Here is a 26,454-nt window from a genome sequence, read left to right as displayed (position 1 = left end):
TCAGTTAGATTTGCGCCGGGAAAGCTTGCGTAATCCATCAACTGAAAGTTTGGACCCGTCATTCAGGCGATCAATAAGAGACGCCATACGACTCGAACGATCTCCGTAGCGGGAGCTCAGCATTTCATCGAACGAGAGACTCATTTCCGAGGGGTCAATCGAAGCATCAGCACTGAACTCTATCGCTGCGTGAATAGCCTCAAAGGCCTCGCGCAGCGCCTTTAGCCCATCTATAACGCGCTGCAATACCTCACTCACGCGATTCTGTGCCTCAGGAGGAAGGCTCGCAGCAACAGTTAATCCCCGTTGCGCTTTCGCAGTTGAGACGTCGTTCACCCGCAGAGCGTTCTCCACCATTTCCCGAATCTCGCACGAACGATCGAGCACAGCGTTAGGCGTGCCTGCCCTATTGCGCACATCCGCTGCCAGTGCTCTGCCGTGGTCGGCGGCCGCAGCAAGAGAATCAAGGGTTGACGCTACCTCTTCCGTCGAAGCCAGCAGTTCGGCCAATTTCTCGTCATGGTGTGGCTCTGAACTCGCCCAACTGGGGCGGTCAGCTAACTTGATCAAGTGAGGGGACGAGATGGCTGCGGCCACCTTGGTGAAACTACTCACCCAGGCTTCGCCGCCGGCAAAGTCGTCTTCCCGGGAGATCGACATCACGGCGAGGGAACTCATACAGGAGCCCCTAACGTGCCGCGTCGTTTGTAGTCCATCACTAGAATTGCCATAACCCTCCCCCCGGAGGTATTGCTTCGGCGCGAACACTAGCAAAGCTATTGACACTTTTCAGTGAACACGGACAGGGCTTAAAAATAGGGGTTTGTCGCGTCCTTAGACCAAGTTGACGCCATTTGGTTCATTTTTCGGCCACGCCGAAATAGTGTCAACTGAATCAATGACTTGCCTTTCGACGCGACCGAAAGAAGTATCGCGCACTGCCATCGCCCACCCTAAGAGCGACTGACGGGCCAAGCCGTGAACGGTCGTTCCAACTGACCGAAAGCCCCCCGCCCCCGCTGAACTGCGCTAGCCCAACCCGCCCCAGCGGGGTTTTTGCTGTGGGCGCTACTCCCCAGCCTCCCTAGCCCGCTCCGCAACCGCGGTGGCGTGCGCTTCCTTCTCGGCCTCCGAGACCGCGCCTAGCCTGAAGAAGGTGCCGCGGGCGGGCCTGTGCAGGGAGCCCGGAAACCGGCGCGTTTACGAATACTTTCGGCCAGAGGCATAGACTGGACACTTCCCTCAGGAAGTTCGTCAAGCGCCCCCTGCCCACATTCGCTGCCATGACCAACCATTCCCGCGACCAAACCGGCGCTGGCCTGGACTATTGGATCCTGCACTACTCGTCAGCGCCGTTCTATCGGGAAGGCCTGGCCTTCCGCGATTACGCTCCTGCGCTATACATTGGAATTACAGGGTGTATCGCCTATCCCAACCAGCCCTTTGAGAGCCTCCTCCCGGTTCTAGAGGCTAGGTACGCTCAGGTAAGCCACAGCTCCTCCCTGAACTGGGAGGAGGCCATTCCGGCAGTTCGAGCAGCCTGGGAACACACTAGATCGGCGAGTTAGAGCGCTGCTCTCTGTTCCTTTCCTCAACGGCTAATGTATGCCGCCTCCTGCTCAGCCTCCCGCCTCGCCCTGGCGCGCATGACGATCGCCATGGCCGGGCCGACGTAGACCCCGTCGATGAAGTTCGCCGGGTTCTTCCAAGGCTCGTCTTCCAGCAGGGCCAGCCAGTCGGTCATAGCACGCTCCAGGGGCTCGGTCGGCACACGCTAGCACCCTGGAGCCTAGTTCGGGCGCCACACGTCCCGAGGCATCGGATATAGCCATGTACATGGGGCGGCCGAAACATCCGGCTCATCCCAAGGCCCACCGGTCGCGTAGTCGACCCGTCCTAGCTCCAACCCTCCGAGGGCCATCCTTTACCGGGCACGCTTAGTTCGCCGGTGCGGGAGCAATAGGAACAGGAGTGATCTTCTCAGCAGTGCTAGTTGTGGCTTTAGAGATCGCGTCGAGAACTGCTTGTTCTGCCTTTGCGGAACTCATCGCGCATTCGTGCACCAAGCTCATCGCAATAGACACCCTGGTTCCGGCATCGTTTGTCTGGTGGTACAGCGGCGTCCAACGCGCAATTGCATTCTCTATGCTCACTCTCTGATTTACGCCAACTGCGTTGTTCAGTAGGCCATCCATCTGAGGGCCGAAGGAGTTGGCTGCGCCGGCTACGCTGCCCCAAGCTTTCGTCGCTGAGCCAGTAGTGACGTTCACAAGTATTGCACCTGCTATAGCACCAACACCCTTAATTCCGAGTCGGGCAGCTTTGCTGTGTTCAGCGGCCTTCTTGGAGTCAAGGTGATACCCGTTGCAAAATTTCCCCGCTTCATTCCACGCGTTCAAAGCATGATTTTCGGCGCATGGACCAGCGCCGCAAACCTCACCTGCTTTCCATGGCCACTCGGGCAGATCATCCCGAACCACACGGTCAAGCTTGCAACCAGAAACGGCCGCCAAAAGCACAAGTGCGGTGCAAAGCGATTTCACGTCCATGTCTGCCCCCAAGCAGATGCGACTCCCTGCCGTACCAACGGACGGGCGTGGTGGCCCCGGCCACGATAAGCCGACGTGTCAAAAGCTCACCGATCCTCACCCCAGCATGGGACATCAACCATTCCTCACCATCGCTCTGCGAGCTTCACGCCCTGCCTTCTGGGCGCGCTGTTCATCAGTTCGGTACGATTGCTCACCGACTGTTACGAATGTTTGGTTTACGGTTCGACTTCCGCCACCGCGGCTACCGGCCCGCGCGCCTTCGGCCGACGAACTCAGGAATGCTTGCCCTTGGCCTTCTTGGCCGCCTTCGGCGCCGGGTTCGGTACGCAACCCTCTTCCAGGTCGGCGCCGCCGATGTGCTCGAAGCCGTCCAGCGACAGGCAGGTTTTGCCCTTCGCGCATTCGTCGACGTTCACCGACATCAGGTTGTCGCGATTCGATCCGTCGATGCGCACGCCGAAGGTCTTCTCGATCTCGGCATTGCCGAGCTTGCGGTCGAAATACACCGTCACCGAACGCAAGTCGCCGTGCTCCCAATCCAGCGACACCGATTCGACCGGCGCGGGCAGGGTCTTGGCGACGCGGGCCGGCAGTTCCGGACCGGCGTTGTAGTTCTCGCCGCCGGCGCAGCCGTCGCTCCAGACGATGCGGTCGTAGTCGGCGGCGCAACCGAAGCGGCCGGCGTCGGCGCCGAAACGCTTTTCCAGCATGCAGCCGAAATCGGTCGCGCGCATGCGCGGCCATCCGGCCAGTTCGGAGGGTTGCAACGGTTTAGCGGCCGGCGCTTTGGCCGCCGGCGTCGCGGCGGCGACGGTATTGGCGCAGACCAGCATCATTGCCGCGATCAGTATCGATTTCCCCACAGCCCAGCGCTCCTGTCCTTGAGTGTCGTTATCAATGGTTGTGCGCGAGAGCCCGGACGGCCTCGGCGCCGCGGCGATGGCATCGCCGAATACAAGAAGGCCAGCGAACGCTGGCCTTCCGACTGTTGCCTTGCTTTACCCGCCAGATGCGGGGCGATCGAAGCGGCGCGTCAGAACACCTCGCTGATCTCGGTGACTTTGCCTTCGCGCACCACGATCAGCACCGTCTTGTTGCCGAGGTAGTACTCCCAGCGCTCGCCGGTGGAGGCGCCGAACTTGTTCTCCAACTGGATGGTGCGGTTGGGCTTGCCGGCCACGTCGTAGACGCGTCCGGCCGGGTCGCCGACGCTGATCACCTTGCTGCCGAAGGACACCGACTGCGCGAGCGCCGGCAAGGCAAAGCCGAGGGCGAGAATCAGAACCAGGATCAACCTGCGCATGGGATACCGTTCCCTAACATGTTGATGGGCAACATACGCCGCCGCGATGGCCGGCGAAAGTCCCCGAAATGCCAAATCCGCCACGAATGGAAGATCGCCCACAATTCGGCGAAGTCCAAAGCGCCGGCGCTTTTCAGCCGCGATCGCAGGGCGCGCGAACGACCCCGCGCCGCCCTGCCCGACCGGCGCCACGGCCATCGGCCGGGCCCGCCGGTGATATCGTCCGCGGATCGCCCGCTCTGCCTGAGTCGGTCGGGTACTTCCACACCTCGGACCCACGATGCGAGCTACCACGCGACTGGCCCTCACCCTCATCGGCATCGGGCTGGGCATGTTCGGCCTGGCCTTCCTCGCCTTGTTCAAACTCATCGCCCAGGTCAGCGGCGGCGGCTACGGCCCGCAACCGGTCACCACCTTCATCGCCGAGCATTTCTGGGCCTTGGGTCTGTGGAGCATCGTCGCTGGCGTGGTGACCTGGTTGATGGGCCTGGGTTTGGCCAAGAAACCGGCGACGCCGGTGCCGGCCGAGCCCGAGGCGGTTGGCGACCGCAGCGACGATCCGGACGCGCGCTGAGACAGCGAGCGCCCTATCGGCCAAACTCGGCAAATGCATGCCGCCACGACGAACTTGGGCCGAACCCGCGGCAGCGCTAGATTCGTAGTGGCTCCCAACGAGGACTTAGGCATGGCACAGCGTCCAGACCGATTCCACGAATGGCCCAAGCGCGATCCGGCGGCTGCCGCGCCGGTGCCGCCCGCCGAACCAGAGCAGGCGCAGGCTCACTCCGCCGAAATCGCGCGGGAACAAGCCGCGTTGAAACGCGAGTTGGCGCGCGTATACGCGCACGCCTGCGGAGCGCGCCCAAGCAAGGACTGACCGCAACAGCTTCCGCGGCGACGCGGCAATCGACAAGGACGATAGCGATGAACGCCATGTGGCACGACCCGGCCGCTTCGCGGCTGATGTTCCGATTGAATCTGGCCAACGCCTTGGTCTACTCGGCGTTGAGCGTGTTTCTGTCCTCGACCTACACCCTGTACATGCCGCACATCGTCGGCCATCTGGTTCCGGCGGCGAGCGTGGTGGTGGTGGTGCTGTACACCCTGCACTGCGCGCTGCTGTTCTGGACCGACCTGCATCTGCGCCGGGCTTGGGAGCTCAACGCCTTGTTCCTGCCGCTGGGGATCGCGCTGCTGTCGGCTTGGATCTGTTACCGGCGCTATTACGAGCAGATCTGAGCTAGGCCCCTAAACCGTCGGTCCGCACCGCCCGGCGCTCGCGCAACAAATCGCCGACCCGGGCGAAACCATAGCCCTGCGCGCGCAGCGCCGGCACCAGTTCGCGGACGATGTCGACGATGCGATGGCGCGCGTAGTCGCCGTCGTCGCCGTCGTGCAACAGCACCACCGCGCCGGGATGAATCCGCGCCAGCACCGCGCCGACCACGCATTCCACATGCCCGGGCGCTTCGGGTTCGAGCCAGTCGCTGGGGTCGATCGACCAACCGGCGACGGTGTAGCCCTCGCGGCCCAGCCGTTCGACCTGCTCGGCCTCGATTTCGCCGTACGCCGGACGGAACAGATGCGCCGAATCCGCGTTCACGCCCGCGCGCAGCAACTCGCGCGTCGCCGGCCGGACTTCCTGCTCCATCAACGCAGCCGGCGACAACCCGCGCGCGTCGGTGTGGCTCATGGAATGGTTGGCCACCTCATGTCCGTCGGCGAGCATCCGCGCCACCACACCCGGCGCGGCGCGGACCGCGCGGCCGAGACAGAAGAAGGTCGCGTCGATCCGCAACTGGCGCAGCAGCGCCAGCAACTCCGGCGTGGCCCGGCCGGGCCCGTCGTCGAAACTCAGCGCCACCCGGCGCTGATTCGGGCAGCCGCGACCGAAATAGACCCCGGGGTAGTCGCTCAGGAACGGGTGATAGTCCATGGCATCGGCTCAGCGGGTCATCCAGCTTTTACGATGGCCGCGCAGTTCGTCGACCAGACCGATCACGTTGGCCGGCAGCAACAGCACATCGATCACCGTGTTGCAGACCGACACCAGCAGCAGATCCAGCGGACCCAACTGCAAACGGGTGCGCGAGTGCAGCACCGAAATGAAGTTGAGCACCGCCATCAGCAGCCAATTCAGCGCCGCCACCGCCAGCAGCGAATCGCTGCGGTAGATCAAACCACCGGCCAACAACAGCAGCGAGGTCGGCGCCAACGCCGACTGCGCCCACAGCAGCCACCACGGCAGCATCTTCATCGTGCGCGGCCAGGAAATCCCCCAGGCCACGCGGAACGACTCCAGGCGCCCGCGCGCCCAGCGCCGGCGTTGCCGGAACAATCCGACCAGGGTGGTCGGGCAAATCGTGTAGGCGACCGCATCGGGCGCGTAAGCGATCGAGTAGCCATGGGCCAGGGCGCGCCAGGTCCAGGCGATGTCCTCGACCAGCCACTCGCCCCACCCGCCCAGTTCGCGGATCACCTGGGTGCGATGCAGCGAAAACGCGCCGGCGACGACGTTGACCACGCCGATCTTGCTCTGCACGTAGCGGATCGCGGCCAAGGCGCCGATGTGCTCGTAGAACTGCAGCCGATGCAGCCACGAGGTATGCCGCCCGGCCGGCACGATCAAACCGCAGGCAGCGGCGTGGCGCGGCGAGGAGTACAAGGCCTCGACCGCGCTGCGCAAGGCGCCGGGCAGAATCACCGTATCGCTGTCGATCACCGTGACCACGTCCGAATCCGGCGACAGCAGCGGCAGCGCCGCGTCCAGCGCCAGGCCCTTGGCGCCGCCATTGCGCTCGCGCTCGATCAGCCGGTAACGCTTGCGCCGTGGTTGCGACAACCAGTGCGCGAGCGCGGCGGGAGTGGAATTGGTCGAACCGTCGTCGACCAGCAGCACCTCCACCTCGCCGGCGTAGACGCTGTGCTCGATCGCTTCCAGAGTGGTCAGAAACGATTCTTCCGGCTCGTTGTAGAACGGCACCAGGATCGAAACGAACGGGTACCGGCTCAAGGTCGGCGAAGGCGGCCGCCGCAACATCCGGTAACAGGCCCAACCGGCCAAAAACACCAGGCAGGCGAACAGGATCAAGGTGGAAAAACCGACGACGCCGGTCAACACGAACTGGCTCAGCATGGGGCACGCGCATCCGGCAACGCGAGCGCGGGCGTCCGTGCGCAACGATGCGCGCACGTGCGGCTGCGAACTCGCAGGGGTCTGATTGGCAGACCGGACGCGTCGATACGGAGAGCCGCGTTCGCGGATCCGCACGCCAGGTGCTTGAACAACGGGGACGGTGACTTGGAATACTTGCGGGCGAAACGATTGCTGCAACACGAGCGCAGTGCATTGCCGCGCTTTCGCAAGAAAGAATGAAAGCAGCAATCGATTTAATCTGTGACGCCGCCAAGCAATTCCGCGAAGCACGCGCATCGGCTCGCTCGACATGTCCTGCGGTATCGATGAAGAATCGGCTTGCATCGTCTTCGACCACCGCCCCCATGAACGAATCCGCTCCGCTGTCCCAGCACACGCCCCTGTTCCAGCCGCGCTTCGACATCGGCGCGCAGCGCATCGACTGCGGACGCGAACCCGACGTGGCCACGCACGCGGCCGCGGACGATTTCGCCAGTTGGCCGCTGCTGGACTACTCCGATTGCGAACCGACCGAGGATCAGGCCGCGATCAATCGCTGGCTGGCCGAGGCGGCGCTGGAAGGGCGCGACGTACTGCACGTGGGCACCGGCAACTCCTCGGTGGCGCGTTTGCTGGCGGGCAAGGCGCGCCGGATCGAATCGGTGACGGTGGCGCACAACGAATGGCGGCACGGCCGCGAGCTGGGGCTGGCCGATTACTCGGTGCACCTGCTCAACAAGCACAGCCTCGCCTTCGCCGAACGCTTCGAAGCCGGCGCGTTCGACTGCATTCTCGACAACAACCTGGCCAGCTTCGCCTGCTGCCAGCGCCACCTGGAGCGCTACTTCGAAACCCTGGTGCGCCTGCTCAAGCCCGACGGCTTCGTGCTGACCCACTGGCTGGGCATGCAATGGACCCTGGACGTCGGCGTGGACGATGTCGAACCGGTGTGGCGGCTGGACGCGGGCAAGCTGCGCGCGATCGCCAGCGTCTACGGCCTGAGCGTGCAGCGCGAGGACGAACTGTTCTTCCTGCGCCGCGCGGACCGCAACTGAGCGCGCGGCGACACTTCCCGCATTCGCCACCGGCGCGGCCATGAACGCTGTCGCGCCGACCCACCGCGGCGCCTGGCGCCGGCTGCGCGACAGCGCGCGGCTGTGGCGGCTGGCCCGGCGCGACCCGCGCCTGGGCTGGCTGCTGCTGGACAATCTGATCACCACCTTCGGCGCCAGCTTCACCCTGATCGCGCTGCCGTTCCTGGTGATGCGCCTGACCGGCCGCGCCTTGGACCTGGGCGTGACCGCGGCGATCGAGGCGCTGCCGAGCCTGCTGTTTCTGTTCTTCTTCCGCGGCTTCCTCGACCGCGCCGACCCGGCCAAGGTGCTGTGGGTTTGCCGCGCCTTGTACGTACTCATCAACGCCACCCTCGCTGCCGCCACCTGGTTCGGCGCGATGACCATCGAGGTCATTTATCTGCTGGCGTTGATCGGCGGACTGGTGTGGGCGGTCGCGTACCCGGCCGGACGCGCGTGCTTCGGCTTGTATATCCGCAAAGGGTTGTTGCCCGCCGGCAACGCGGTTTTCGCGGTGGCTTCCAGCGTGGCGACGATGGCGCTGCCGATGCTGGCCGGCGGGCTGATCCTCGCCTCCGACGGCGAGCATGGTCTGGCCGTCGCCTTCGCCATCGATGCGCTGTGCGTGGCCTTGTCGTTGCCGTTGATCGCGGCGGTGCGCCGACGCGGTGCGGTGCGCAAGCGCGAGCCGGTTAGCGTTCAAGCCGATCCCGATGCGGCCGCCGCCGCATCGGCGGCGGCGATCCCGCGCAGCTACTACGCCTATCTGCTGGCCAGCACCGTGCTGGTGTTCGGCCCGGTGCAGATCCTGTTGCCGGTGCTGCTGGTGCAGCGCCACGACAGCCGCTATCTGTCGATCTACATCGCCCAGTTCGTCGGCATCTTCGCCGCCGCGGCGTTGTCCGCACCGGGCGTGCCGACCGCGCTGGGCTCGGTGCTGCGCAAGATTGTGTGGTGCTGGTCGCTGGCGGCGCTGGCTTACGCCTTGCTGGGATGGAGCGCTGTCGCGTCGGCGCAATTGCCGGCCGCGCTGCTGGCGTTCGGCCTGCTGGCCGGCGCGTCGAATTACTACGGCATCCAATCCTTGTCGTGGCTGCAACGCAGCGCCGACGCGCGGCGCATGGGCCGCGAGATGACCTGGTTTTCCGCAGCGACGATGGGCGCGATGCCGCTGGCGACGCTGCTGGCCGGCGCCTTGATCGACCGTCTGCATTGGGCCCGCACCGCGCAAAGCCTGGCCGCAGCGATCCTCGCCATCGGCGCGCTGGCGCTGCTGCACGTGGCCTTGCTGCGGCAGAAAAAAGCTCCGGGGACGCGAATCCCCGGAGCCGTATGACGCAGCAACAATTATCGCGAATCGATCAGCGCGGCGACTTGCTGTCGAAGCCGTACATGAACGTCGCCGGTTCGCCGGTGGTGTAGCCGTAGCTGCCGAACGGATCGGGCAAGCTGTCCAGCGGATTGCCGGTGCCGTTCCAATTGGCCTGACCCAGCGAATACACCGACGCACCCACCGTGCTCAACGCACCCAACGCCGCGGCTTCGGTCGGCGCCGCGCCGTAGTAAGTGACGAAGCTGAGCGTCTTGCCCGGCGACAGCGAACCGAAGCGGAAATCGATGTGCGCGCCCTGATCGCCCGGGCCCAGATCGGTGAACGGCCCGGACGTGCCGCTGTTCGCCGCCAACGGATTGAACTGGTTGAAGCCGTTGTTGTTCCAGGCCATCACGTAGCTGGACGAACCGGCCAGGGTGATGAACTCGGAGAACGTGTTCGGCGGAACGTCGTAGTCGATGCCGCGGGTGTAGCGCAGATCGTTGACGGTCTGGCTGCCGTTGTTCTGGATGCTGACATCGACCCGGTACAAGTACGGCGTCGCCGCGATCGGGGTGAACTGATGGGTCACCCGGAAGGTGCGGTTGGGACCGACATCGACCACCGAGGTCGCGGTCGAAGGCGTATCGGCGAACGACACCACCGACATGTTGATCACGCCGTAGCAACGCGAAGTGTTGCCGGTGATGCCCAGATCGGCGCTGGCCACGCCCCAGCCTTCGCAGGGGCTTCCCGGCGAGGCGGCGTCGCCGTTGGTCGGCATGTAGCGCAGGCCCACCAGCGAGCCGCCGTTGGTGCCGCTGGAACGCGAGATGTCCGGGCACTCGATATTGAGATAGCCGGTCTTGTGCACGCCCAACTGCACGATGCCGTTGTTGATCACGCCCGGGCAATGCTTGGGCGGATCGACTTCGCAGACGATGTCGGCGCCGCGCACCGGCATCAGCGAGGTGTCCACGCGCTGGAACGGTTCGATCCGGCCCACACGGGTCTGCACGCCCTGCGGCTTGAACTCCACCCGCTGAACCTTGGGATCCCACGGCGTATCGCACAAGGTGCCCAGGACCGGATCGGTCTGGACCAGGTACATGTCCTGCGGATCGCCGACGCCAGGGCGATCGCTGAAGGAGGTACCGGCGGCGACCACGCGGTCGGTCGACTTGCGGTCGATCGCCACCAACATGTCTTTGCTCGCGCCGAAGCGGTTGACGTTGAGCGGGGTGTCGTCGAGGTTGCCGATGGATGCGGCGAACACCGCGCCGAACTCGGGCTGGCCGAGGGTGCCGGCCAAGGCCAGCATCGGGCCGGCGCCGGTGACGTCGTTGGTCTCCAACACGTCGTAGGCGCGGAACGAGCGGCCCTCGGGATCGGCCCACAGCGATTGCGCCAGCACCGCGCAGGAACCGGCGGCGAACCGGGTCAGATACGCCTGCACGTTGCTGCCGTCGATGTTGTTGTTCAAACCCACCAACACCGATTGCCCGGGGAATTGGCGGCCGCGCAACGCGGTTACGCCATGGAACAGCGCCTGCGAGTGGTCGGAGTTGTTGAGCGCGGTGCTGCACACCGGCGCGCCGCCGAAGTCGGTGCGGAACATCAGCGCGCTGCTCAGGCCGGTGGGCGAGACCGAATTGCCGGCCACCACCAGATCGGTCGGCGCGCCGCTGGCGGCGATGTTTTCGGTGAGCGCGCGGAAACGCAGCTCGGGCCAGCGGTCCAGACCGTCGTAGTACTGGTTCCACAGCACGTTGCCGCCGTTGTCCAGGCGGGCGATGCGGCCCCAGCGGCGTTTGTTGTCGCGGGCGTTTTCTTCGCCGACCAGGATCAGGTCGAAATGGCGGTCGCCCTGCCCTTCGATGATGTCGTAGCCGCTGGCGTATTGCTCGCGCTTGAGGTTTTCCAGGACCGTGGTCCATTTCGGATTGCCTTCGCAATCGATCTGCATCACGTAGATGGCGCGGCCGACGCCGTAGTCGACGCCGCCGGTGACGGCGAAGCCGCGGCCGGTGGTGAGCTCGACGATGGCCGTGCCGAGCGAGCGCTTGCTGCCGGCGACGCTGTAGGTCTTCTGCCACAGGTCCACGCCGTTGTCGTCGACGCGGGTGACCTGCACGTCCTGCAGATCGCCGCGGTTGCGGGTGCCGACCAGGATCGAACCTTTGCCGCCGCAGACGTTGACCGATTTCACGTCCTCGCCGAACTCGCTGGTTTCGGTTTCGCCGTACACCGCTTCGAAGTTCTGCGCCTGCGCCAACGGCGCGGCGAACAACAGACCAGCCGCCAACCAGACGGCGCAACGCCGCAGGCTGGAACGTTTGCGTTCCATGGTGTCCATATCAGCCTCGTTTGCGGAATCGTTCCGCGTGAAGGGTCCGGCGCCTGTCGCAAGACCGCGTCGCCCAGCCGGCGCGACGCCAGCGACCGTGCCGACACTAGCGCGGCCGCGCGCGCGGTCGTAGGAACAACGCGGGGCGATAGCGGGACGTGGAGGGAAGGATTCGCAGCGCGCCGGCGCACGGTGGGCGACGGCGGTCTAGGATTGGGGTTAAAGCGCGGAGTGGGTCACAACGTTGTTGCAGTTGCTCGCGCCCTCACCCCAACCCCTCTCCCGCAAGCGGGAGAGGGGCTAAGAGCGGCGGGAGAGGACGAAAACAAAAGCCCCTCTCCCGCGAAGCGGGAGAGGGGTTGGGGTGAGGGCAGCTCTTGAAAGCAGCAACCCCGCGCTACTTGGCCTCACCCAACAACTCAACCTCAGCCAACTCGATCGCCCCCTGCCCGGCCGCCTCATTCAACAACCGCAGCCGATAACGCGAATACGCCGCAGGCTCGGCGATCGCGAACGCCCGCGTCTGCCGACGCCAGGCGAAGCGCTGATCGCTGCGCTCATCCAGGGTGGTCCACTGCGCCCCATCGTTGGAACCCTGCAAGGCCCAAGCCTGCGCATCGCCGCGCTTGCCCGCCGAAGTCAAGGTATACAAACGCACCGTCGCCGGCGCCTTGAAGTTCCAGCTCAACAACGGCATCGGCCCGCTCAACTTCGCCGAGGTCGTCGCATCGTCGTCGAACAAAGCCGCCGCCTGCTTGCCGCTCAAACCCGCCACGCTGGCGTTGTCGCGACGGCTCAAATCGCGCAACGGCGAAGGCGCCTGCCCGTCCTGGCTCAACGACTCGGGCAAGGCCTGCGCCGCGCTGGCCCAATTCGACGGCGACGGCCCCATGCGGAAATCCAGCACCGCGCCCTGCGCCAGCAACTCGTGCGGCAAGCTCAACCGCTCCCAGGGCTCGCCGTTGACCCGCAACGACTGCACATAACGATTGCGCTCGCTGACCTTGGGCGCGTTGATCTGCAGTTGCTTGCCGTTGTCCAGTTGAATGGTCATGCGCTCGAACCGCGGCGCGCCGATCACATACTCCGGCGAGCCCATCCGCAGCGGATAAAACCCCGCGGCGCTGAACAACCACCACGCCGACATCTCGCCGTTGTCCTCATCGCCCGGATAGCCCTGACCGATTTCGCCGCCGACATACAGCCGGTCCATGATGTCGCGCACCTTCTCCTGGATCCGCCACGGCTGCCCGGCCGCGGCGTACATATAAGGAATGTGGTGCGAAGGCTGGTTGCTGTGACCGTACTGACCCATGCGCACGTCGCGCGCTTCCAGCATCTCGTGGATCACCCCACCGTAACTGCCGACCTCGAAGGTGCCCGGCGTGGCGAAGAACTGATCGAGCTTGTTGCCCAGCGCGGTGCGCCCGCCGTACAACGCGGCCAGGCCGGCGCCGTCCTGCGGCGCGTGGAAGGCCATGTTCCAGGCATCGGTCTCGGTGTAGTCGCCGCCCCAACGGGTCGGATCGAATTCGCTAGCGGTATAGCGCCAGCGGCCGTCGCGATGGCGGCCGACGAAGAAGCCCACCTGCGGATGGAACAGATTGACGTAGCCCAGCGCGCGGTTGCGGTAGTACGCGGCATCGTCGGCGTAATGGTCGCGGTACGGATCGTCGGCGCCGGCTTCGCGCGATAGCGCCGAAGCCAAATGACCGATGGCGAAGTCGTTGATGTAGCCGTCCATCGACCAGGACAGGCCTTCGTCGGTGCTGGTATCGGTGTAACCCTTGAAGATCGCCCGCTCGATGCCCTTGCGGCCCGCGCCCGCGACCGGGCTGACGCTGGAGGCGTTGCGGATCGCCGACTGATAGAACGAGCGCACATCGAAGTTGCGCACGCCCTTGAGCCAGGCATCGGCGAAGGCCACGTCGGAACTGGTGCCGACCATCAGGTCGGCATAGCCCGGCGACGACCAGCGCGCGATCCAGCCGCCGTCGCGGTACTGCTGGACGAAGCCGTCGATCATCTCGCCGGCGTGTTTCGGCGCGAACAATACATAGGCCGGCCAACTGGTGCGGTAGGTGTCCCAGAACCCGTTGTTGACGTAGACCTTGCCGTCCATCACCGCAGCGCCCGTGGCGGTCGCGGTGCTGGGGCCGGTGGGCGGCGAGAACGCGCTGGCGTAGCGATACAGCGGACGCTCGGCGGTGCCGGTGTTCTCGAAGCCGCTGTTGGGATACAGGAACAACCGATACAAATTCGAATACAAGGTGGCGCGTTCGTGCTCGGGCGCGTTGTCGATGCGGACGATGCCGAGCTTGGCGTCCCAGGCCGCGCGCGCGCGTTCGCGCACCGCGTCGAAGCCCTCGCCGTCGGCGATCTCCAGTTCCAGATTGCGCTTGGCCTGGTCCACGCTAATCAGCGAGGTGGCGATACGCATGGTCACTTGGCGGGTGGGATCGGCGGACAGATCGAAGCCGTACCACGCGGACACACGGTCGCGATCCTTGGCCCGATCCAGGCGCGCACCGGCGACGATGGGCCGATCGAAGCGCGCATAGAAAAACAAACGCCCGGCGCCGGCGGAGAGCTTGCTCTTGCTTTCGGTCCAGCCGCTGAGCCCCTGGCCGTCGCGGTCGAGCGCGATGTCGCCGTTCTCATCGCGCTGATCGAACAACAGCCGCGCCTGCGCCTCGGGATAGGTGAAGCGCATCATCGCGGCGTGATCGGTCGGGGTCATCTCGGCGATCAGGCCGTTGTCGAACTGCACCCGGTAATAGTCGGCACGCGCGGTCTCGCGCTCGTGGCCGAAACTCAGCGCGCGCTTGGCCCGATCGAACTCGGGCTCGCCCGCGCCGAGCGCCGGCAGGATGTGGAAGCTCTGGCGGTCGCCCATCCACGGGCTGGGCTCGTGCGACAGCGCGAACGCCTCGATGCGCGGGCGGTTGTCCTCGCCGTTGCGCTCTTGGTACTGGTAGATCCAGTGCGAGCCGGCGTTGGTGGTCGGCGTCCAGAAGTTGAAGCCGTGCGGCATCGCCACCGCCGGGAAGGTATTGCCGCGCGAGAAGCGCGCATTGGAGTTGCTGCCGCGGCGGGTATCGACGTAATCGCTGGGGCGCAGCGCATCGGCCTTGTCGGCGTCCTTCTTGCGCGGCACCGGCTCGATCCGCAGATCGTCCAGATAACCGCGATAGGCCTGCCCGGCCTCGCCGTCGTGCACCAGCACGATCTGACGCACGCGCCGGCCGCTGGCGACCTCGCCGATGCGGCTGGACACCGCGTTCCATTGATCCGGATACAGCAACCGCGCCGCGCCCTGGCCGCGTGCGGTCAAGGGATTGCCGTAGCGGTCCAGCGGCTTGCGCTGCGACAGCCGGCTGCCGTCGTCGAACACCAGATCGACGGCGACATAGGTCGAGCCGTTGCGCAGGTTGTCGAGCTGACTCACCGGCGCGGGCGCGGCGGCATTGGCCGGCGACAGCGGAAACACCCGGTACGACAACTCGCTGTCCTTGCCGATGGCGATATCGACCTCGAACACCTGCGCCTGCTGTTCGCCCCCGCCCACGCCCTCGAAGCGCAGCGAGTGCAGCCCGCTGAAGCCGACCCCGGGCTTGGCGGTCAGGGCCGCGGCCTGCGGCGGGCCGCCGTCCACGCTCAGCCGGATCGCAGCGTCGGCCGCCAAGGCGGGCGCCGGGTCGGCCGGCTCGAACGAGTTCCAGAACTGCCGCTGCTTGGCCGCGCCCGCCGGCATCGCCATCGCCCAGACCAGGGCCGTGGCCAAGGCCGTCCTGGCCGCCGCCGCGACCGCGCTGGCGCCCGGGCGCCCCGAATTGCTTGCCGACATGTCCGCTCCCGTTGCCCCAAACGGCCTGGCCGTTATTGCCGCCACGCGCCGCTCAGTGACGTCGCGCCCCGGTCCGAGACCGATTTGAATCGATCTAAATTCAGCTTGTCAAACCGCGATGCAGCAATGGCATTACCCATTCATCGTCAAAAAAACCATTTCAAAACAGCAAGTTAAGAGCCAACAAGCCGCACATCTTCACCCCTCATTGGCACACCTTTTGCGTCAATACCTCGGCAATGTGATTTGAATCACATTTTGTACGGGACTAAGTCACATCCCGAACCACCTCCCGCCTCACGGAACTCGGTCCTCCATGCCGATACAGCATCGTCTTGCCCTGTCCATCGCCCTGGCGACCGCGACTTCAACCTGCCTCTCAGCGTCAGTTTTTGCCGCACCGCGTCAAGAATCCCCAGCTGACCCCCTGCCCGAGATCGAGCGCCTGCGCTCGGACCGGCAATGGCTGGCTGCGTTGGCGCGGATCGAGAGCGCCCAAGCCGCGCGCCCCGGCGACGACCGCCTGTACCGATTGCAGGTGTTGACCCTCGCCGACCTCGGCGGCGCCGACCGCGCCTGGACCTTGTACCAAGCGCGCCCGCAGTTGTTCAGCCAGGCCGAACGCAAGCGCCTGGACGCCGACCGCTTCGCCCGCCGGGTGCTGTGGGGCGCGCTGTTTCCGGAAAACGAAACCCAGCGCCTGAGCGAGATGCGCGACGCGCGCACCCTGCTCGAACAACAGCGCGCCGGCCAGACCCCGGCCGAACAGCAAGCCGATGTGCGCACGCGCATGGATGAGCTGGTGATGCTCAACCACCTGGAGCGCCACGCCGACGTGGTGCAGCGCTATCGCGCGCTGCAAAGCGAAAACGTCCAGTTGCCGATGTACGCACTGGCCAAGGTCGGCGCCTCGTTGCTGGCCGACAAGCATCCGGAAGAAGCCGCGCAAGTGCTGGAACAGGTCGTGCGCGAATGGCCGGAAGATCAGGACTCGCAACTGCAGCTGGCCTACGCCTATTCCGAAGCCGAACGCTTCGACGATGCTTACGCGCAACTGCGCAAGATCAAAGCCGAACAACCGGCGTTCATCCGCGTCCCGGGCGCCAAGGAAAGCCACGAGAACTGGCGCCACTTTGATGCCGACAGCCACCTGACCATGATCGGCCTGTACGGCGAAGACACGGTCGGCGCGCAAAAGCATCTGGAATCGCTGGCCGCGATCGGCCCCAGCAACGCCGGCCTGCAGACCGATCTGGGCGTGACCTACCAAAAGCGCGGCTGGACCGATCGCGCGCTGGAACGCTTCCGCATCGCCAGCACGCTGGAGCCGACCGACGTCGGCGCGCGCGTCGGCCAGGTCGGCGCGCATCTGCAACACAAGCGCGTGGATCTGGCCCGCCCGATCCACGACGAATTGCTCGAACGCCGCGCCCGCGACGTGCAGGTCAAGCAAATGGCCGAATCCTGGGACAGCACGATGGGCTGGCAATGGCTGATCGGCAGCAGCTTCGGCCGCAGCGACGCGCGCGGCGGCGGCGCCACCGCCTCGCCGCTGGGCAGCCGCGATGCCGAACACCGCGCGCAGATCGCCAGCCCGCTGATCCACGACCGCTGGCGCCTGACCGCGCACGCGCGCGACGCCTGGGCCGATTACCCCAACGGCGCGCTCGGTAAAGAACGCGTGCACGACCGCCGCGCCGGCGTCGGCGCGTTGTACGCCTACGACCGCCTGAGCCTCGGCTTCGGCGTGGACCGCGCCAACGACCGCTGGCTCGACCGCAGCGACCGCACCGGCTACTACGCCGACGCCGGCTGGCGCTTCAACGACGCCTGGTACGGCACCGCCTCGTGGTACCGCGGCAGCCCGCAAGCCTCGCTGCAAGCGCGCCGCGCCGGCATCGACGCCGACGCGCTCAGCCTGGGCCTGCGCTACACCCCGAGCGAACGCACCACGCTCGGCGCCACCGCCCAGCAACTGCGCTACAGCGACGACAACACCCGCACCGCCTTCGGCCTCAACGCCGAACAGCGTTTGTACACGCAGCCGCACTTGCTGATCGACGGCCTCGCCGATGTGGCCACCAGCCGCGCCAGCCGCCGCGATGCCGACGTTCCCTACTTCAACCCCAGCCGCGATTCGTCGCTGAACCTGGGCCTGCGTTTCGATCATCTGGCGTGGCGCCGCTATCAGCGCCACTTCCGCCAACGCCTGACCGTGCAAGCCGGCCCGTACTGGCAGCAGGGCTACGGCAGCCACTGGGTACCGCAATTGAGCTACGAACACGAATGGCGCTTCGCCACCGGACGCACCTTGAACTACGGCCTCAACTGGTCGCGCCCGGTCTACGACGGCGTGCGCGAAGAACGCCTGGGCTTCGATCTGAGCTTCCGTTGGGGAGAACAATGAGCATGCAAGTTTTCGCCCCGACCGTCGCACTGCGGCGCGCCTTCGGTCGCCTGATGTTGACCGTGTTGTTGGCCGTGCCGTTCGCCGCCATCGCCGCCGAACCCAAGGCCGACAACGACGTCGCCCCGATCAGCCCGGCCGAAGCCATCGCCCAACAGACCAAGGCCGATCAGCTGCTGGTGCTGAGCTACCACGACATCCGCGACGACGTCGCGCGCAAGGGCGATCCCGACGCCTACGCGGTCAGCACCCAGAACTTCGCCGCGCACCTGGACTGGCTGTCCGGCCACGGCTACCGCCCGGTCGCGCTGAGCGATGTCATCGCCGCCTCGCGCGGCGAAAAGAAGCTGCCGCCCAAAGCGGTGCTACTGACCTTCGACGACGGCCTGCGCAGCATCTACACCCACGTGTTCCCGCTGCTGCGCGCCTACAACTACCCCGGCCTGATGGCGGTGGTGACCGGCTGGGTCGATCTGCCGCGCGAGCAGCAAGTCGATTACGGCCCGCGCATGTTCACCCACGACGACTTCGTCACCTGGGACCAACTGCGCGAGATGCAGGCCTCGGGCCTGATCGAAATCGCCTCGCACAGCGACAACCTGCACCGCGGCGTGACCTCCAACCCGCAGGGCAACACCATGCCCGCGGCGATCACCCGCCAGTGGGACGGCAAGAGCCAGAGCTACGAAACCGAAGCCGAGTATCTGGCCCGGATCCGCCGCGACCTCACCGACAGCGCCGGCAAGATCAAGCGCGAACTCGGCGTGTCGCCGCAATCGGTGGTGTGGCCGTACGCGGCCTACAACAGCCAGACCAACGCCTTGGCCGACCAACTCGGCATGACCGTGACCTTCGATCTGGAAGGCCGCCACCAGTCGATCGGCCGCGACCTGCACGGTCTGGCGCGCCTGCTGATGTTCGACAACCCCACCGTCAACGACCTGGCCTTCGAACTGCGCCACGACGAAGGCCTCGACGGCGTGCGCGCGTTGCAAGTGGACCTGGACTACGTCTACGACGCCGACCCGGCGCAGCAGGCCCGCAACCTGGACAAGCTGATCGAACGGGTCAAGCAAGTCGCTCCGAGCCATGTGTTCCTGCAGGCCTTCGCCGATCCCGACGGCAATGGCTCGGCCGACGCGATGTACTTCCCCAACCGCCATCTGCCGATGCGCGCGGACCTGTACAACCGCGTCGCCTGGCAGCTCAAGACCCGCGCCCACGTCAAAGTGTTCGCGTGGCTGCCGGTGCTGGGTTTCGAACTGCCCGACAAGGCGCTCAACGCCAAGCTGGAAATCAAGGCCAGCAACCCGGCCGAGACCCACCGTCTGAACCCGTTCGAACCGCAAACGCGCAAGATCGTCGCCGAGCTGTACGAAGACCTCGCCGTCAGCGGCTACACCGAAGGCCTGCTGTTCCACGACGACGCGCTGCTGCGCGACGACGAACTGCGCGGCATCGCCCCGGACGATCCGGCCGCGCGCACTCAGGCGCTGATCGCGTTCACCCAGGAACTGGCCCGCGCCGCCGGCAAATGGCGGCCCAAGCTGATCACCGTGCGTAACCTGTTCGCCGCGCCGGTGCTGGATCCCAAGAGCGAGGCGTGGTTCGCGCAGAACCTGGCCGCGTTCAACCAGGCCTACGACTACACCGCGGTGATGGCGATGCCGTGGATGGAGAACAGCCGCGATCCGCAGCGCTGGATGGATCGGCTGGTGGCCAGGGTCAAGCAGTCCCCGCGCGGACTGGCCCGGACCATCTTCGAACTGCAGACGGTGGACTGGCGCAACAAGGACCAGCCGATTCCGGCGGCCCAGCTCAAGACCATGGCGCGCCGGCTGCAAGCCGACGGCGCCCGCCACCTGGCCTGGTACCCGGACAACTTCATCGACGACCGCCCTTCCACCGCCGACGCCCGCGAAATCATGTCCGCGCGCGGCTTCCCTTACATCGAACGCTGACGCCCGCCGCGGCCGCCCATCCGGGCGCCGCGCCAGCCTGAAGCCGCATCACGAGATCGCTACGAGATCGCCATGAATCAAGCCGCAAGCCCCGTGCTCACCGCGCTGTTCCAATTCGCGTTCTTCTATCCGATCGTGATGTCGTTCTTCTGGATCGCCGGCGGGTTGTATTACTACTTCCGCCGCGAGCGCCACTCGCGTCCGCGCACCGATCCGCCGGTGCTGGACGATCCGCCGTTCGTGACCATCCTGATCCCGTGCCATAACGAAGGCGATCACGTCCACGAAACCATCGGCGCGGCGCTGGCGCAGCGCTACCCGCAGTTCGAAGTGATCGCGATCAACGACGGCAGCCGCGACGACACCGGCGAAAAGCTCAACCGTCTGGCCGCGCAGCACGACAAGCTGCGGGTGGTGCATCTGGACCGCAACCTGGGCAAGGCCAATGCCATGCGCATGGGCGCGCTGGCGGCGCGCTCGGAGTATCTGGTCTGCATCGACGGCGACGCGCTGCTGGACGAATACGCCGCGCACTGGATGGTCTGGCACCTGTGCCAGGGCGCCCGCGTCGGCGCGGTCACCGGCAACCCGCGCATCCGCAACCGTTCCACCCTGCTCGGCCGCCTGCAAGTGGGCGAGTTCTCCTCGATCATCGGCATGATCAAACGCGCCCAACGCGTGTACGGCCGCATCTTCACCGTCTCCGGGGTGATCTGCGCGTTCCGCCGCAGCGCCCTGCATCGGATCGGCTACTGGTCCGACAGCATGGTCACCGAAGACATCGACATCAGCTGGCGTCTGCAGATGGACCACTGGGACATCCGCTACGAACCCAACGCGATGTGCTTCATCCTGATGCCGGAAACCCTCAAGGGCCTGTGGAAGCAGCGCCTGCGCTGGGCCCAGGGCGGCGTGGAAGTGCTGATGCGCCACACCCGCGACCTGTTTTCGTGGCGCAAGCGGCGGATGTGGGCGGTGCTGGCCGAATACGTGTTGAGCGTCGGCTGGGCCTACATCATGGCCTTCATCATCGTGCTGTGGGCGCTGGGCCTGGTGATGGAACTGCCCGAGCAACTGCAAGTGAAAACGCTGCTGCCGTCCTGGCACGGCGTGATCCTGGCGCTGATCTGCCTGCTGCAGTTCGCCGCCAGCATCATCATCGACCGCCGCTACGAAACCCGCGTCGGCCGCAACTATTACTGGATGATCTGGTACCCGATGGCGTACTGGTTGCTGAGCTTCGCCACCACCGTCACCGCGGTGCCCAAGGCCCTGCTCAAGCGCCGCGGCACGCGCGCGACCTGGGTCAGCCCGGATCGGGGACTGCGATGAGCACCGAAGAACGCACCCCGACCACCGGCCCGGGCACCGGCCGCGCGGCCAATACCTTCACCCGTCCCGCGCATGCGATGGCGATGGCCGGCGCTAGCGCGCCTGCAGTCGCCGCCGACGCGCGCGAGGCGGAGGCGTCCAAACCCGCGCCGCACAAACTCGACTCGCGCCTGATCCAGAAACCCAACGCGCAGCGGCCGCTGCCGCGCACGCTGTGGGGCATGGTCACCGGCCTGTTCTGGCTGATCTATCTGTATTTGTGGACGCCGGTGGTGACCTTGGTGTTGTGGCTGCTCGGCATCCGCAACGTCGCCTCCGAGTTGTACCTGCGCAAACACGAAGTCGACCCGTTCCTGATGCTGGCCTTGCCCGCCACCGCGGGCGTGGTGGTCGGCCTGCTGTTGATCTGGGCCGAATACAACCGCTGGCGCTTCGCCTCGGCCGGCAGCGAACGCCGCGGCCATCAGCGCGACGTCCCCCTGGACGAAGTCGCCCGCGCCCTCGGCGCCGACAGCGAAGTCGCTGCCGCGCTCAACGCCGGCCGGGTCAGCGTGCTGCACATGGACCCCAACCACGCGGTGCCGTTGTCGGTCAGCGCGGTGACCCCGACCCTGCCCGCGCAACCGTTCCCGCCGACCGCGATGCCCAAGTTCGCCCGCCCCGCCGAGGCGCCGAACAACACCTGGCTGATGGCGCTGGCGCTGGGCGCGATCGCGCTGGTGATCGGCGTGTTGATCGTGGTCTCGCACGGCTACCGCCAGATCGAAAGCTCCGCGCCGATGCAATCGATCGAAGGCACGCCCGGCATCGACCGTCCCGGCCTGGAACAAGTGCCGGCACTGATCGAACAAACCAGCGCGCGCCTGAGCGAAATCGACCACGTCGCCACCGCCAGCACCGCCGCCGCCGCGAAAACCGCCGCCGCGGCCGCCGAAAAAGCCCGCGTCGCCAAACTCGCCGCGGCCGAACGCGCGCGCCTGGCCAAAGCCGCGGCCAACGCCGCCAGCGCCAAACCGCGCCCGCTGCCGGGCTACAGCCCCAAACCGCCGTACCCCATCGACGCCTTGCGCCACAACGAAGGCGGCCAGGTGACCTTGCGCGTGCAAGTCTCCGCCGAAGGCCACCCGACCAAAGTCGACGTCAGCCGCCGCAGCGGCTACCGCGCGCTCGACCGCTCAGCGGTCAACACCGTCCGCCGTTGGCGGTTCGCGCCGGCGATGCGCGATGGCAAGGCGATTGCGGCGGTGGTGATTGTGCCGGTGGAGTTCAAGCCGCGGGAGTGAGCGCAAACCCAGCCACCAAGAACGAACAGAAACCGAACCGCCGTCAACGCTTCGCTGGCTGTTGCTGCGTCACGCAATGGATCATCCCGCCGTGGCGATACAGATTTCTCACGTCGATGCCGACCACGGTGCGGCCAGGATAAACGCGCTGCAGTATCTCCTTGGCCACCGCGTCGTTAGGATCTTTGTACTCGGGAATCAGCACTACTTTGTTGCCGACGTAGAAGTTCGCGTATGAGCCTTTGTTTCCGATGTCGTAGCCGTAAGTGGTCACCACGCTGCGCTCGGTCAAAGGCAACTGCACAAATCGATAGGCGTTCCCGTCGACATCGCTAGCACGGTACAACTCGTCGATGTCGGCGGCCGAAAGGCCCCAATAGTTCAGATCCTCACGACTCAGGGTCACGATGGTGCGGGGATCACCGAAACGCGCGAAGCCATCGATGTGCTTGTCGGTAACGTCGTCCAAGCCGCCCGGCGCACCATCGAGCCAGATGAACTTGGAAACCCCCAGTTGCTTTCCCAGCACGGATTCCATTTGGGCTTGGCTCATGCCGGGATTGCGCTTGGGCTCCAGGATGGAACTGCGCGTGGCCATCAAGACACCGCGGCCGTCGACTTCGATGGCGCCGCCCTCGATTACATATTTGTTGAGATCGACTCGGGCCATCGACAAGAGGGAGGCGATGGTCGCGGGCACCTGCTGATCCTTGCGGTAGGGAGCGTCTTTACCCCAACCGTTGAAGCTCCAGTCGGTGATCTTGAGGTTGTCGTCGTTGTCGTAAACGAAGATCGGTCCGTTGTCGCGCACCCAAACATCGTCGGTCCGGCGGATCAGAAAGCTGACGTTGTCCAGCGGCACCTTCGCCGAAGTGAGTTTTGCCCGCACCCGCTTCTGTTCGGCGGCGTCGTAGACGATCAGATGCGCCTTCTCGCTCGCTACCAACGCCTGAGTCATCTGCACCCAAGTCGATTCGATCCGGTCGCGTTTCTCGACCCCGTAGGTGTGGTGGTGCGGCCACTGCAGCCAGGTGGCTTCATGCGGCGAAGTTTCATCCGGCATATGGCCGACCGGCGTCGGTTGCTCGGCATTGGCTCCGCTCATGGCGGAGACAGCGAATGCGAGGGCGGTAAGCACAGTGCGCAGCCTGCGGTTTGCGGAACGTAAGGAGACGGTAGCCATAAGGAGGGAGGCATTCTGCTTCGGTTGATTGGGAGGCGATCCAGGCGTCACCGATCGATACGCGGGCAAGCAGGCGCCGGTCGACTCGGTCTGGCGTTTGATGCTCGGATAGCTTCCGACACGGCGAAGGACCCGATATCGGCAGCCTATCGGGCGAACCTGACATTTGGCTGATACGCACGAGGTCGGTTGCCGGCACCCACAAACAGTCCGGGCCTGGGCATCTACGCCGCTCGCCCCAGAATCGCTGAACAATCGCAAACAAATCGCATCCGCATAACTACGATGCCCAGTCGCCGTTAGGCCACAAGCATTTTCAGCGTGCTTGATTCATCGCCCACCAGAACCGATCCCAGGCGAATCAGCGCGCCAGCGGAATCTCCAGATAGCTCTTCCCCGACCAGTCGATGCGCAGCGGCTCACCCGCATCGCTCAAGGTCTCATCGCTGACATCCTTGCCGCTGCCGTAATTGATCTGATCCTGCGGCCCCTTGCCCGGCCCGATCAACGCGACCAGCCGGCTGCCCGGCGCGAATGCGCGGCTGCTGGTGCGTCCGGCGACGAAATCGAAACGCTGGACTTTGCCGGGCCGCAGCAGCTTCCGCTGTTCCGGATGGCCCGAGTAACTCAGTCGCTGTTGATAACGCGACAATTCGAAGTACTGATTCTGGGCAGTCAGTTCGTACAAACCGATGTACAGATCGACATCGCGCTTGTTGGTGACCAATTCCAGATGCCCGGAGAACAGCCCGCTGAACTCGGCGCCCTGCGCGAACGGCTCGCTGACGAAGACGGTGCTGCCCACGGTATCGAGCACCGGATCGAGGATGTTGCCGCCCGGGATGATCCGGTCGGCGTCGCTGCGATCGGTCATATCCATCGTCAGCGACGCCGATGCGCCCGGGTTCGCCTCGCGCTGAAAACGCCAGCGCCCCTCCTCGCCCGCGCCGCCGAAGTACAGACGCGTGCGCGCCGGCCCCATCGCCTGCAACGACGGTGCGTGCTTCCACACGTTCGCGCCCATCACCTGGTAGTTGATTCGATCCTTCAGCAACGCCGGCTTCGGCGCGCCCTTGAACACGTAATCGAACCATTGATAACGCAGCTGGCCGAGATCGATCTGCGCGACCGGATCGATCGTGTAGCCGCGCAACTCATTGCCGGCCGCCACCGTACCGCGTTGGCCGCTGAAATGGTTGTAGGGGCCGATCACCAGATAGTGGTCGGCCTTGGGGCGATAGCGGTAGTGCTCGCGCAGATGGTGCAAGGCGCCGATCTGGGCGCCGTCGAAGTAGCCGGTGGTGGTCAGCACCGGGATGTCGATGGCGCCGTATTCCTCGCGATACGGCGTCATGCTCTGCCAATAACTGTCGTAGCCCGGATGATCCAACCAGCGCCGGTAGAACACGTTAGTGGTTCCGTCGATCCTGTCGCGGTCGCGGAACGCACTGCCGTCCAGATACCACTGCCGAAACATCCGCCGCCAACGCGCGTTGTCTTCGTAGGGCGCCTTGTCCAAGGTTTTGTTGTTGGCCACGTAGAACGGCCAGTAATGCTGAAACCCGGAGAAGATGCCGCCTTCCATCGGCACGTCGGTGCCGGGCGCGCCGGTCACCGACGGCATCATCGCCTTGAGCGCGCGCGGCCGGTGCTTGGCCGCCGCCCATTGGGTGAACCCCTCGTAGCTGCCGCCGTACATGCCGACCCGGCCGTCGCTCCACTCCTGCGCCGCGATCCAATCGATCAGCGCTGCTGCGTCGCGGCCGTCGTGCTCGTAAGGCACCGGCGTATCGGGGCTGCAACCTTTGCCGCGGGTCAGCCCGGTCACTCCGGCATAGCCGTTGGACGCGCTGCGCCGGGCCTCGTTGAGCATCGTCGCCGGATCGGCGTAGATGGTGAAGTTCAGTAAGGTGGTCAGCTTGGCCGGCGCCGAGTGTTGGCGCACGATCAGCGCGCACACGGTCGCGCCCTCGGGCGTGCGCACCTGCACATCGCGCTGGATCAGATAACGCCGCTCATCCTCGGCGGCCGACAGCGCAGGCGCCTGCGCGGCGAATTCGCGATACACGGTGGCGATTTGGTAGGCGCGCACCAGCGCCAACGCGGACGCCTGATCGATCCGCGGCGTGTCCTTCTGCCCGGCCAGCGCCCGGTCCAACGCGGCTTGCTGCCCGCGCGAATCGAACTGGTCGCCGCCGAAACCGCGCAGGGCGATGGCCGCGGTGCGGTCGTCCATCGAGGCGAATGCGGCCTGGAAGCTACGGCGGAACGCGCTGTCGAAATCCAGCCGCTCGCCCGCTTGCAGTTGCTTGCTCGCGGCATAGATTTCGTACTGGGCCAACATCGCGCGCTGCTGCGGCGGACCGCCCAACGGCGACAGCGCGCGCAGCGCCTGGATCGACTCCAGCGCTTGCGCGTAGCGGCCGGCGACGACCTGCAGGCGCGCCGCGTTGCCGAGGTAACGCACACGGTCGTCGTCCTTGTAATCGGCGAGAACCTGTTCGGCCAGCTTGGGCATGGCCTGATCCAACTGATTGCGATCCGCTATCGCGGCGGCGGGAAACGGATAGTCCGGGGCTGCGGCCGCCGCATCCAGCACCGACAGCGACAACAAGCACAGCGCCAAAATCGCACGAAACATCCGTTTCTCCCAAGGCGGCACGAGGCGGCCGCAGTGCATTGGATGACTGAACGGGACGAATGGTCGCACTGAGGGAC

At 65.6% G+C, this 26,454-nt stretch carries 20 protein-coding genes; 9 read left to right on the top strand and 11 right to left on the bottom strand.

What is annotated here, in order from left to right:
* The 5 genes from V7787_RS18560 to V7787_RS18540 all read right to left on the bottom strand — a co-directional run bounded on the left by V7787_RS18560 (position 1) and on the right by V7787_RS18540 (position 3,855).
* Entirely contained in the window at positions 1 to 678 is a 678-nt protein-coding gene (locus V7787_RS18560; protein ID WP_336088993.1) for a hypothetical protein, read from the bottom strand.
* Positions 679 to 1,591: 913 nt separating this feature from the next.
* Complete coding sequence (locus V7787_RS18555; protein WP_336088992.1) at positions 1,592 to 1,744, bottom strand: hypothetical protein; 153 nt, start codon at positions 1,742 to 1,744, stop codon at positions 1,592 to 1,594.
* 193 nt (positions 1,745 to 1,937) lie between these two features.
* Complete coding sequence (locus V7787_RS18550) at positions 1,938 to 2,549, bottom strand: hypothetical protein (protein WP_336088991.1); 612 nt, start codon at positions 2,547 to 2,549, stop codon at positions 1,938 to 1,940.
* Between the two features lie 275 nt (positions 2,550 to 2,824).
* Positions 2,825 to 3,415 (bottom strand): hypothetical protein, encoded by a 591-nt coding sequence (locus tag V7787_RS18545; RefSeq protein WP_336088990.1) that lies wholly within the window; start codon positions 3,413 to 3,415, stop codon positions 2,825 to 2,827.
* 170 nt (positions 3,416 to 3,585) lie between these two features.
* Complete coding sequence (locus V7787_RS18540; RefSeq protein WP_336088989.1) at positions 3,586 to 3,855, bottom strand: hypothetical protein; 270 nt, start codon at positions 3,853 to 3,855, stop codon at positions 3,586 to 3,588.
* 280 nt (positions 3,856 to 4,135) lie between these two features.
* Here V7787_RS18540 and V7787_RS18535 point away from each other — a divergent pair, with 280 nt between their 5' ends.
* The 3 genes from V7787_RS18535 (at position 4,136) to V7787_RS18525 (ending at position 5,094) form a co-directional block, all read left to right on the top strand.
* Entirely contained in the window at positions 4,136 to 4,429 is a 294-nt protein-coding gene (locus tag V7787_RS18535; RefSeq protein ID WP_336088988.1) for a hypothetical protein, read from the top strand.
* A 111-nt stretch (positions 4,430 to 4,540) separates the two neighbouring features.
* Positions 4,541 to 4,732, top strand: a complete 192-nt coding sequence (locus V7787_RS18530) for a hypothetical protein (protein ID WP_336088987.1) — start codon at positions 4,541 to 4,543, stop codon at positions 4,730 to 4,732.
* Positions 4,733 to 4,779: 47 nt separating this feature from the next.
* Positions 4,780 to 5,094, top strand: a complete 315-nt coding sequence (locus V7787_RS18525; RefSeq protein ID WP_336088986.1) for a hypothetical protein — start codon at positions 4,780 to 4,782, stop codon at positions 5,092 to 5,094.
* A 1-nt stretch (position 5,095) separates the two neighbouring features.
* Here V7787_RS18525 and V7787_RS18520 read toward each other — a convergent pair whose 3' ends face one another.
* Together V7787_RS18520 and V7787_RS18515 are read right to left on the bottom strand one after the other, a co-directional pair.
* On the bottom strand, positions 5,096 to 5,791 hold the full coding sequence (locus V7787_RS18520; protein ID WP_336088985.1) for a polysaccharide deacetylase family protein: 696 nt from the start codon (positions 5,789 to 5,791) through the stop codon (positions 5,096 to 5,098).
* A gap of 9 nt (positions 5,792 to 5,800) precedes the next feature.
* Positions 5,801 to 6,991 (bottom strand): glycosyltransferase family 2 protein, encoded by a 1,191-nt coding sequence (locus V7787_RS18515; RefSeq protein ID WP_336088984.1) that lies wholly within the window; start codon positions 6,989 to 6,991, stop codon positions 5,801 to 5,803.
* 365 nt (positions 6,992 to 7,356) lie between these two features.
* Between V7787_RS18515 and V7787_RS18510 the strand changes: the two genes are divergently transcribed.
* Both V7787_RS18510 and V7787_RS18505 read left to right on the top strand, forming a co-directional pair.
* Positions 7,357 to 8,046 (top strand): methyltransferase domain-containing protein, encoded by a 690-nt coding sequence (locus V7787_RS18510; protein ID WP_336088983.1) that lies wholly within the window; start codon positions 7,357 to 7,359, stop codon positions 8,044 to 8,046.
* A gap of 40 nt (positions 8,047 to 8,086) precedes the next feature.
* Positions 8,087 to 9,400 (top strand): hypothetical protein, encoded by a 1,314-nt coding sequence (locus V7787_RS18505; protein ID WP_336088982.1) that lies wholly within the window; start codon positions 8,087 to 8,089, stop codon positions 9,398 to 9,400.
* Between the two features lie 25 nt (positions 9,401 to 9,425).
* Here the strand turns inward: V7787_RS18505 and V7787_RS18500 are convergent, their stop codons facing one another.
* Positions 9,426 to 11,732, bottom strand: coding sequence for a hypothetical protein (locus V7787_RS18500; RefSeq protein WP_336088981.1), 2,307 nt, complete (start codon positions 11,730 to 11,732; stop codon positions 9,426 to 9,428).
* Positions 11,733 to 12,120: 388 nt separating this feature from the next.
* Positions 12,121 to 15,570, bottom strand: a complete 3,450-nt coding sequence (locus V7787_RS18495) for a GH92 family glycosyl hydrolase (protein ID WP_336088980.1) — start codon at positions 15,568 to 15,570, stop codon at positions 12,121 to 12,123.
* A gap of 316 nt (positions 15,571 to 15,886) precedes the next feature.
* Here V7787_RS18495 and pgaA point away from each other — a divergent pair, with 316 nt between their 5' ends.
* The 4 genes from pgaA (at position 15,887) to pgaD (ending at position 22,553) form a co-directional block, all read left to right on the top strand.
* Positions 15,887 to 17,977, top strand: a complete 2,091-nt coding sequence (gene pgaA / locus V7787_RS18490) for a poly-beta-1,6 N-acetyl-D-glucosamine export porin PgaA (RefSeq protein ID WP_336088979.1) — start codon at positions 15,887 to 15,889, stop codon at positions 17,975 to 17,977.
* Positions 17,974 to 19,938, top strand: coding sequence for a poly-beta-1,6-N-acetyl-D-glucosamine N-deacetylase PgaB (pgaB, locus tag V7787_RS18485; protein WP_336088978.1), 1,965 nt, complete (start codon positions 17,974 to 17,976; stop codon positions 19,936 to 19,938). Before pgaA ends, pgaB begins: the two co-directional genes overlap by 4 nt.
* 72 nt (positions 19,939 to 20,010) lie before the next feature.
* A complete protein-coding gene (gene pgaC, locus V7787_RS18480; RefSeq protein ID WP_336088977.1) occupies positions 20,011 to 21,270 on the top strand; it encodes a poly-beta-1,6-N-acetyl-D-glucosamine synthase in 1,260 nt (419 codons plus the stop codon).
* Positions 21,267 to 22,553, top strand: coding sequence for a poly-beta-1,6-N-acetyl-D-glucosamine biosynthesis protein PgaD (gene pgaD, locus V7787_RS18475; RefSeq protein WP_336088976.1), 1,287 nt, complete (start codon positions 21,267 to 21,269; stop codon positions 22,551 to 22,553). Before pgaC ends, pgaD begins: the two co-directional genes overlap by 4 nt.
* Positions 22,554 to 22,596: 43 nt before the next feature.
* Here pgaD and V7787_RS18470 read toward each other — a convergent pair whose 3' ends face one another.
* On the bottom strand, positions 22,597 to 23,691 hold the full coding sequence (locus V7787_RS18470; protein WP_336088975.1) for an agmatine deiminase family protein: 1,095 nt from the start codon (positions 23,689 to 23,691) through the stop codon (positions 22,597 to 22,599).
* A 406-nt stretch (positions 23,692 to 24,097) separates the two neighbouring features.
* Entirely contained in the window at positions 24,098 to 26,377 is a 2,280-nt protein-coding gene (locus V7787_RS18465; RefSeq protein WP_336088974.1) for a CocE/NonD family hydrolase, read from the bottom strand.
* Positions 26,378 to 26,454 lie beyond the last annotated feature (77 nt).

The sequence above is a fragment of the Pseudomonas sp. CGJS7 genome (genome assembly GCF_036961695.1).
The sequence above is the reverse complement of the archived record's forward strand: the minus strand, read 5'-3'. Positions and strand labels throughout refer to the sequence as shown.

Excerpts from the sequence above, each read along its gene's own strand:
- V7787_RS18560 (WP_336088993.1), bottom strand. The coding sequence starts at position 678 with ATGAGTTCCCTCGCCGTGATGTCGATCTCCCGGGAAGACGACTTTGCC.
- V7787_RS18555 (WP_336088992.1), bottom strand. The coding sequence starts at position 1,744 with ATGACCGACTGGCTGGCCCTGCTGGAAGACGAGCCTTGGAAGAACCCG.
- V7787_RS18550 (WP_336088991.1), bottom strand. The coding sequence starts at position 2,549 with ATGGACGTGAAATCGCTTTGCACCGCACTTGTGCTTTTGGCGGCCGTT.
- V7787_RS18540 (WP_336088989.1), bottom strand. The coding sequence starts at position 3,855 with ATGCGCAGGTTGATCCTGGTTCTGATTCTCGCCCTCGGCTTTGCCTTG.
- V7787_RS18535 (WP_336088988.1), top strand. The coding sequence starts at position 4,136 with ATGCGAGCTACCACGCGACTGGCCCTCACCCTCATCGGCATCGGGCTG.
- V7787_RS18530 (WP_336088987.1), top strand. The coding sequence starts at position 4,541 with ATGGCACAGCGTCCAGACCGATTCCACGAATGGCCCAAGCGCGATCCG.
- V7787_RS18525 (WP_336088986.1), top strand. The coding sequence starts at position 4,780 with ATGAACGCCATGTGGCACGACCCGGCCGCTTCGCGGCTGATGTTCCGA.
- V7787_RS18520 (WP_336088985.1), bottom strand. The coding sequence starts at position 5,791 with ATGGACTATCACCCGTTCCTGAGCGACTACCCCGGGGTCTATTTCGGT.
- V7787_RS18515 (WP_336088984.1), bottom strand. The coding sequence starts at position 6,991 with ATGCTGAGCCAGTTCGTGTTGACCGGCGTCGTCGGTTTTTCCACCTTG.
- V7787_RS18510 (WP_336088983.1), top strand. The coding sequence starts at position 7,357 with ATGAACGAATCCGCTCCGCTGTCCCAGCACACGCCCCTGTTCCAGCCG.
- V7787_RS18505 (WP_336088982.1), top strand. The coding sequence starts at position 8,087 with ATGAACGCTGTCGCGCCGACCCACCGCGGCGCCTGGCGCCGGCTGCGC.
- V7787_RS18500 (WP_336088981.1), bottom strand. The coding sequence starts at position 11,732 with ATGGACACCATGGAACGCAAACGTTCCAGCCTGCGGCGTTGCGCCGTC.
- V7787_RS18495 (WP_336088980.1), bottom strand. The coding sequence starts at position 15,570 with ATGTCGGCAAGCAATTCGGGGCGCCCGGGCGCCAGCGCGGTCGCGGCG.
- pgaA (WP_336088979.1), top strand. The coding sequence starts at position 15,887 with ATGCCGATACAGCATCGTCTTGCCCTGTCCATCGCCCTGGCGACCGCG.
- pgaB (WP_336088978.1), top strand. The coding sequence starts at position 17,974 with ATGAGCATGCAAGTTTTCGCCCCGACCGTCGCACTGCGGCGCGCCTTC.
- pgaC (WP_336088977.1), top strand. The coding sequence starts at position 20,011 with ATGAATCAAGCCGCAAGCCCCGTGCTCACCGCGCTGTTCCAATTCGCG.
- pgaD (WP_336088976.1), top strand. The coding sequence starts at position 21,267 with ATGAGCACCGAAGAACGCACCCCGACCACCGGCCCGGGCACCGGCCGC.
- V7787_RS18465 (WP_336088974.1), bottom strand. The coding sequence starts at position 26,377 with ATGTTTCGTGCGATTTTGGCGCTGTGCTTGTTGTCGCTGTCGGTGCTG.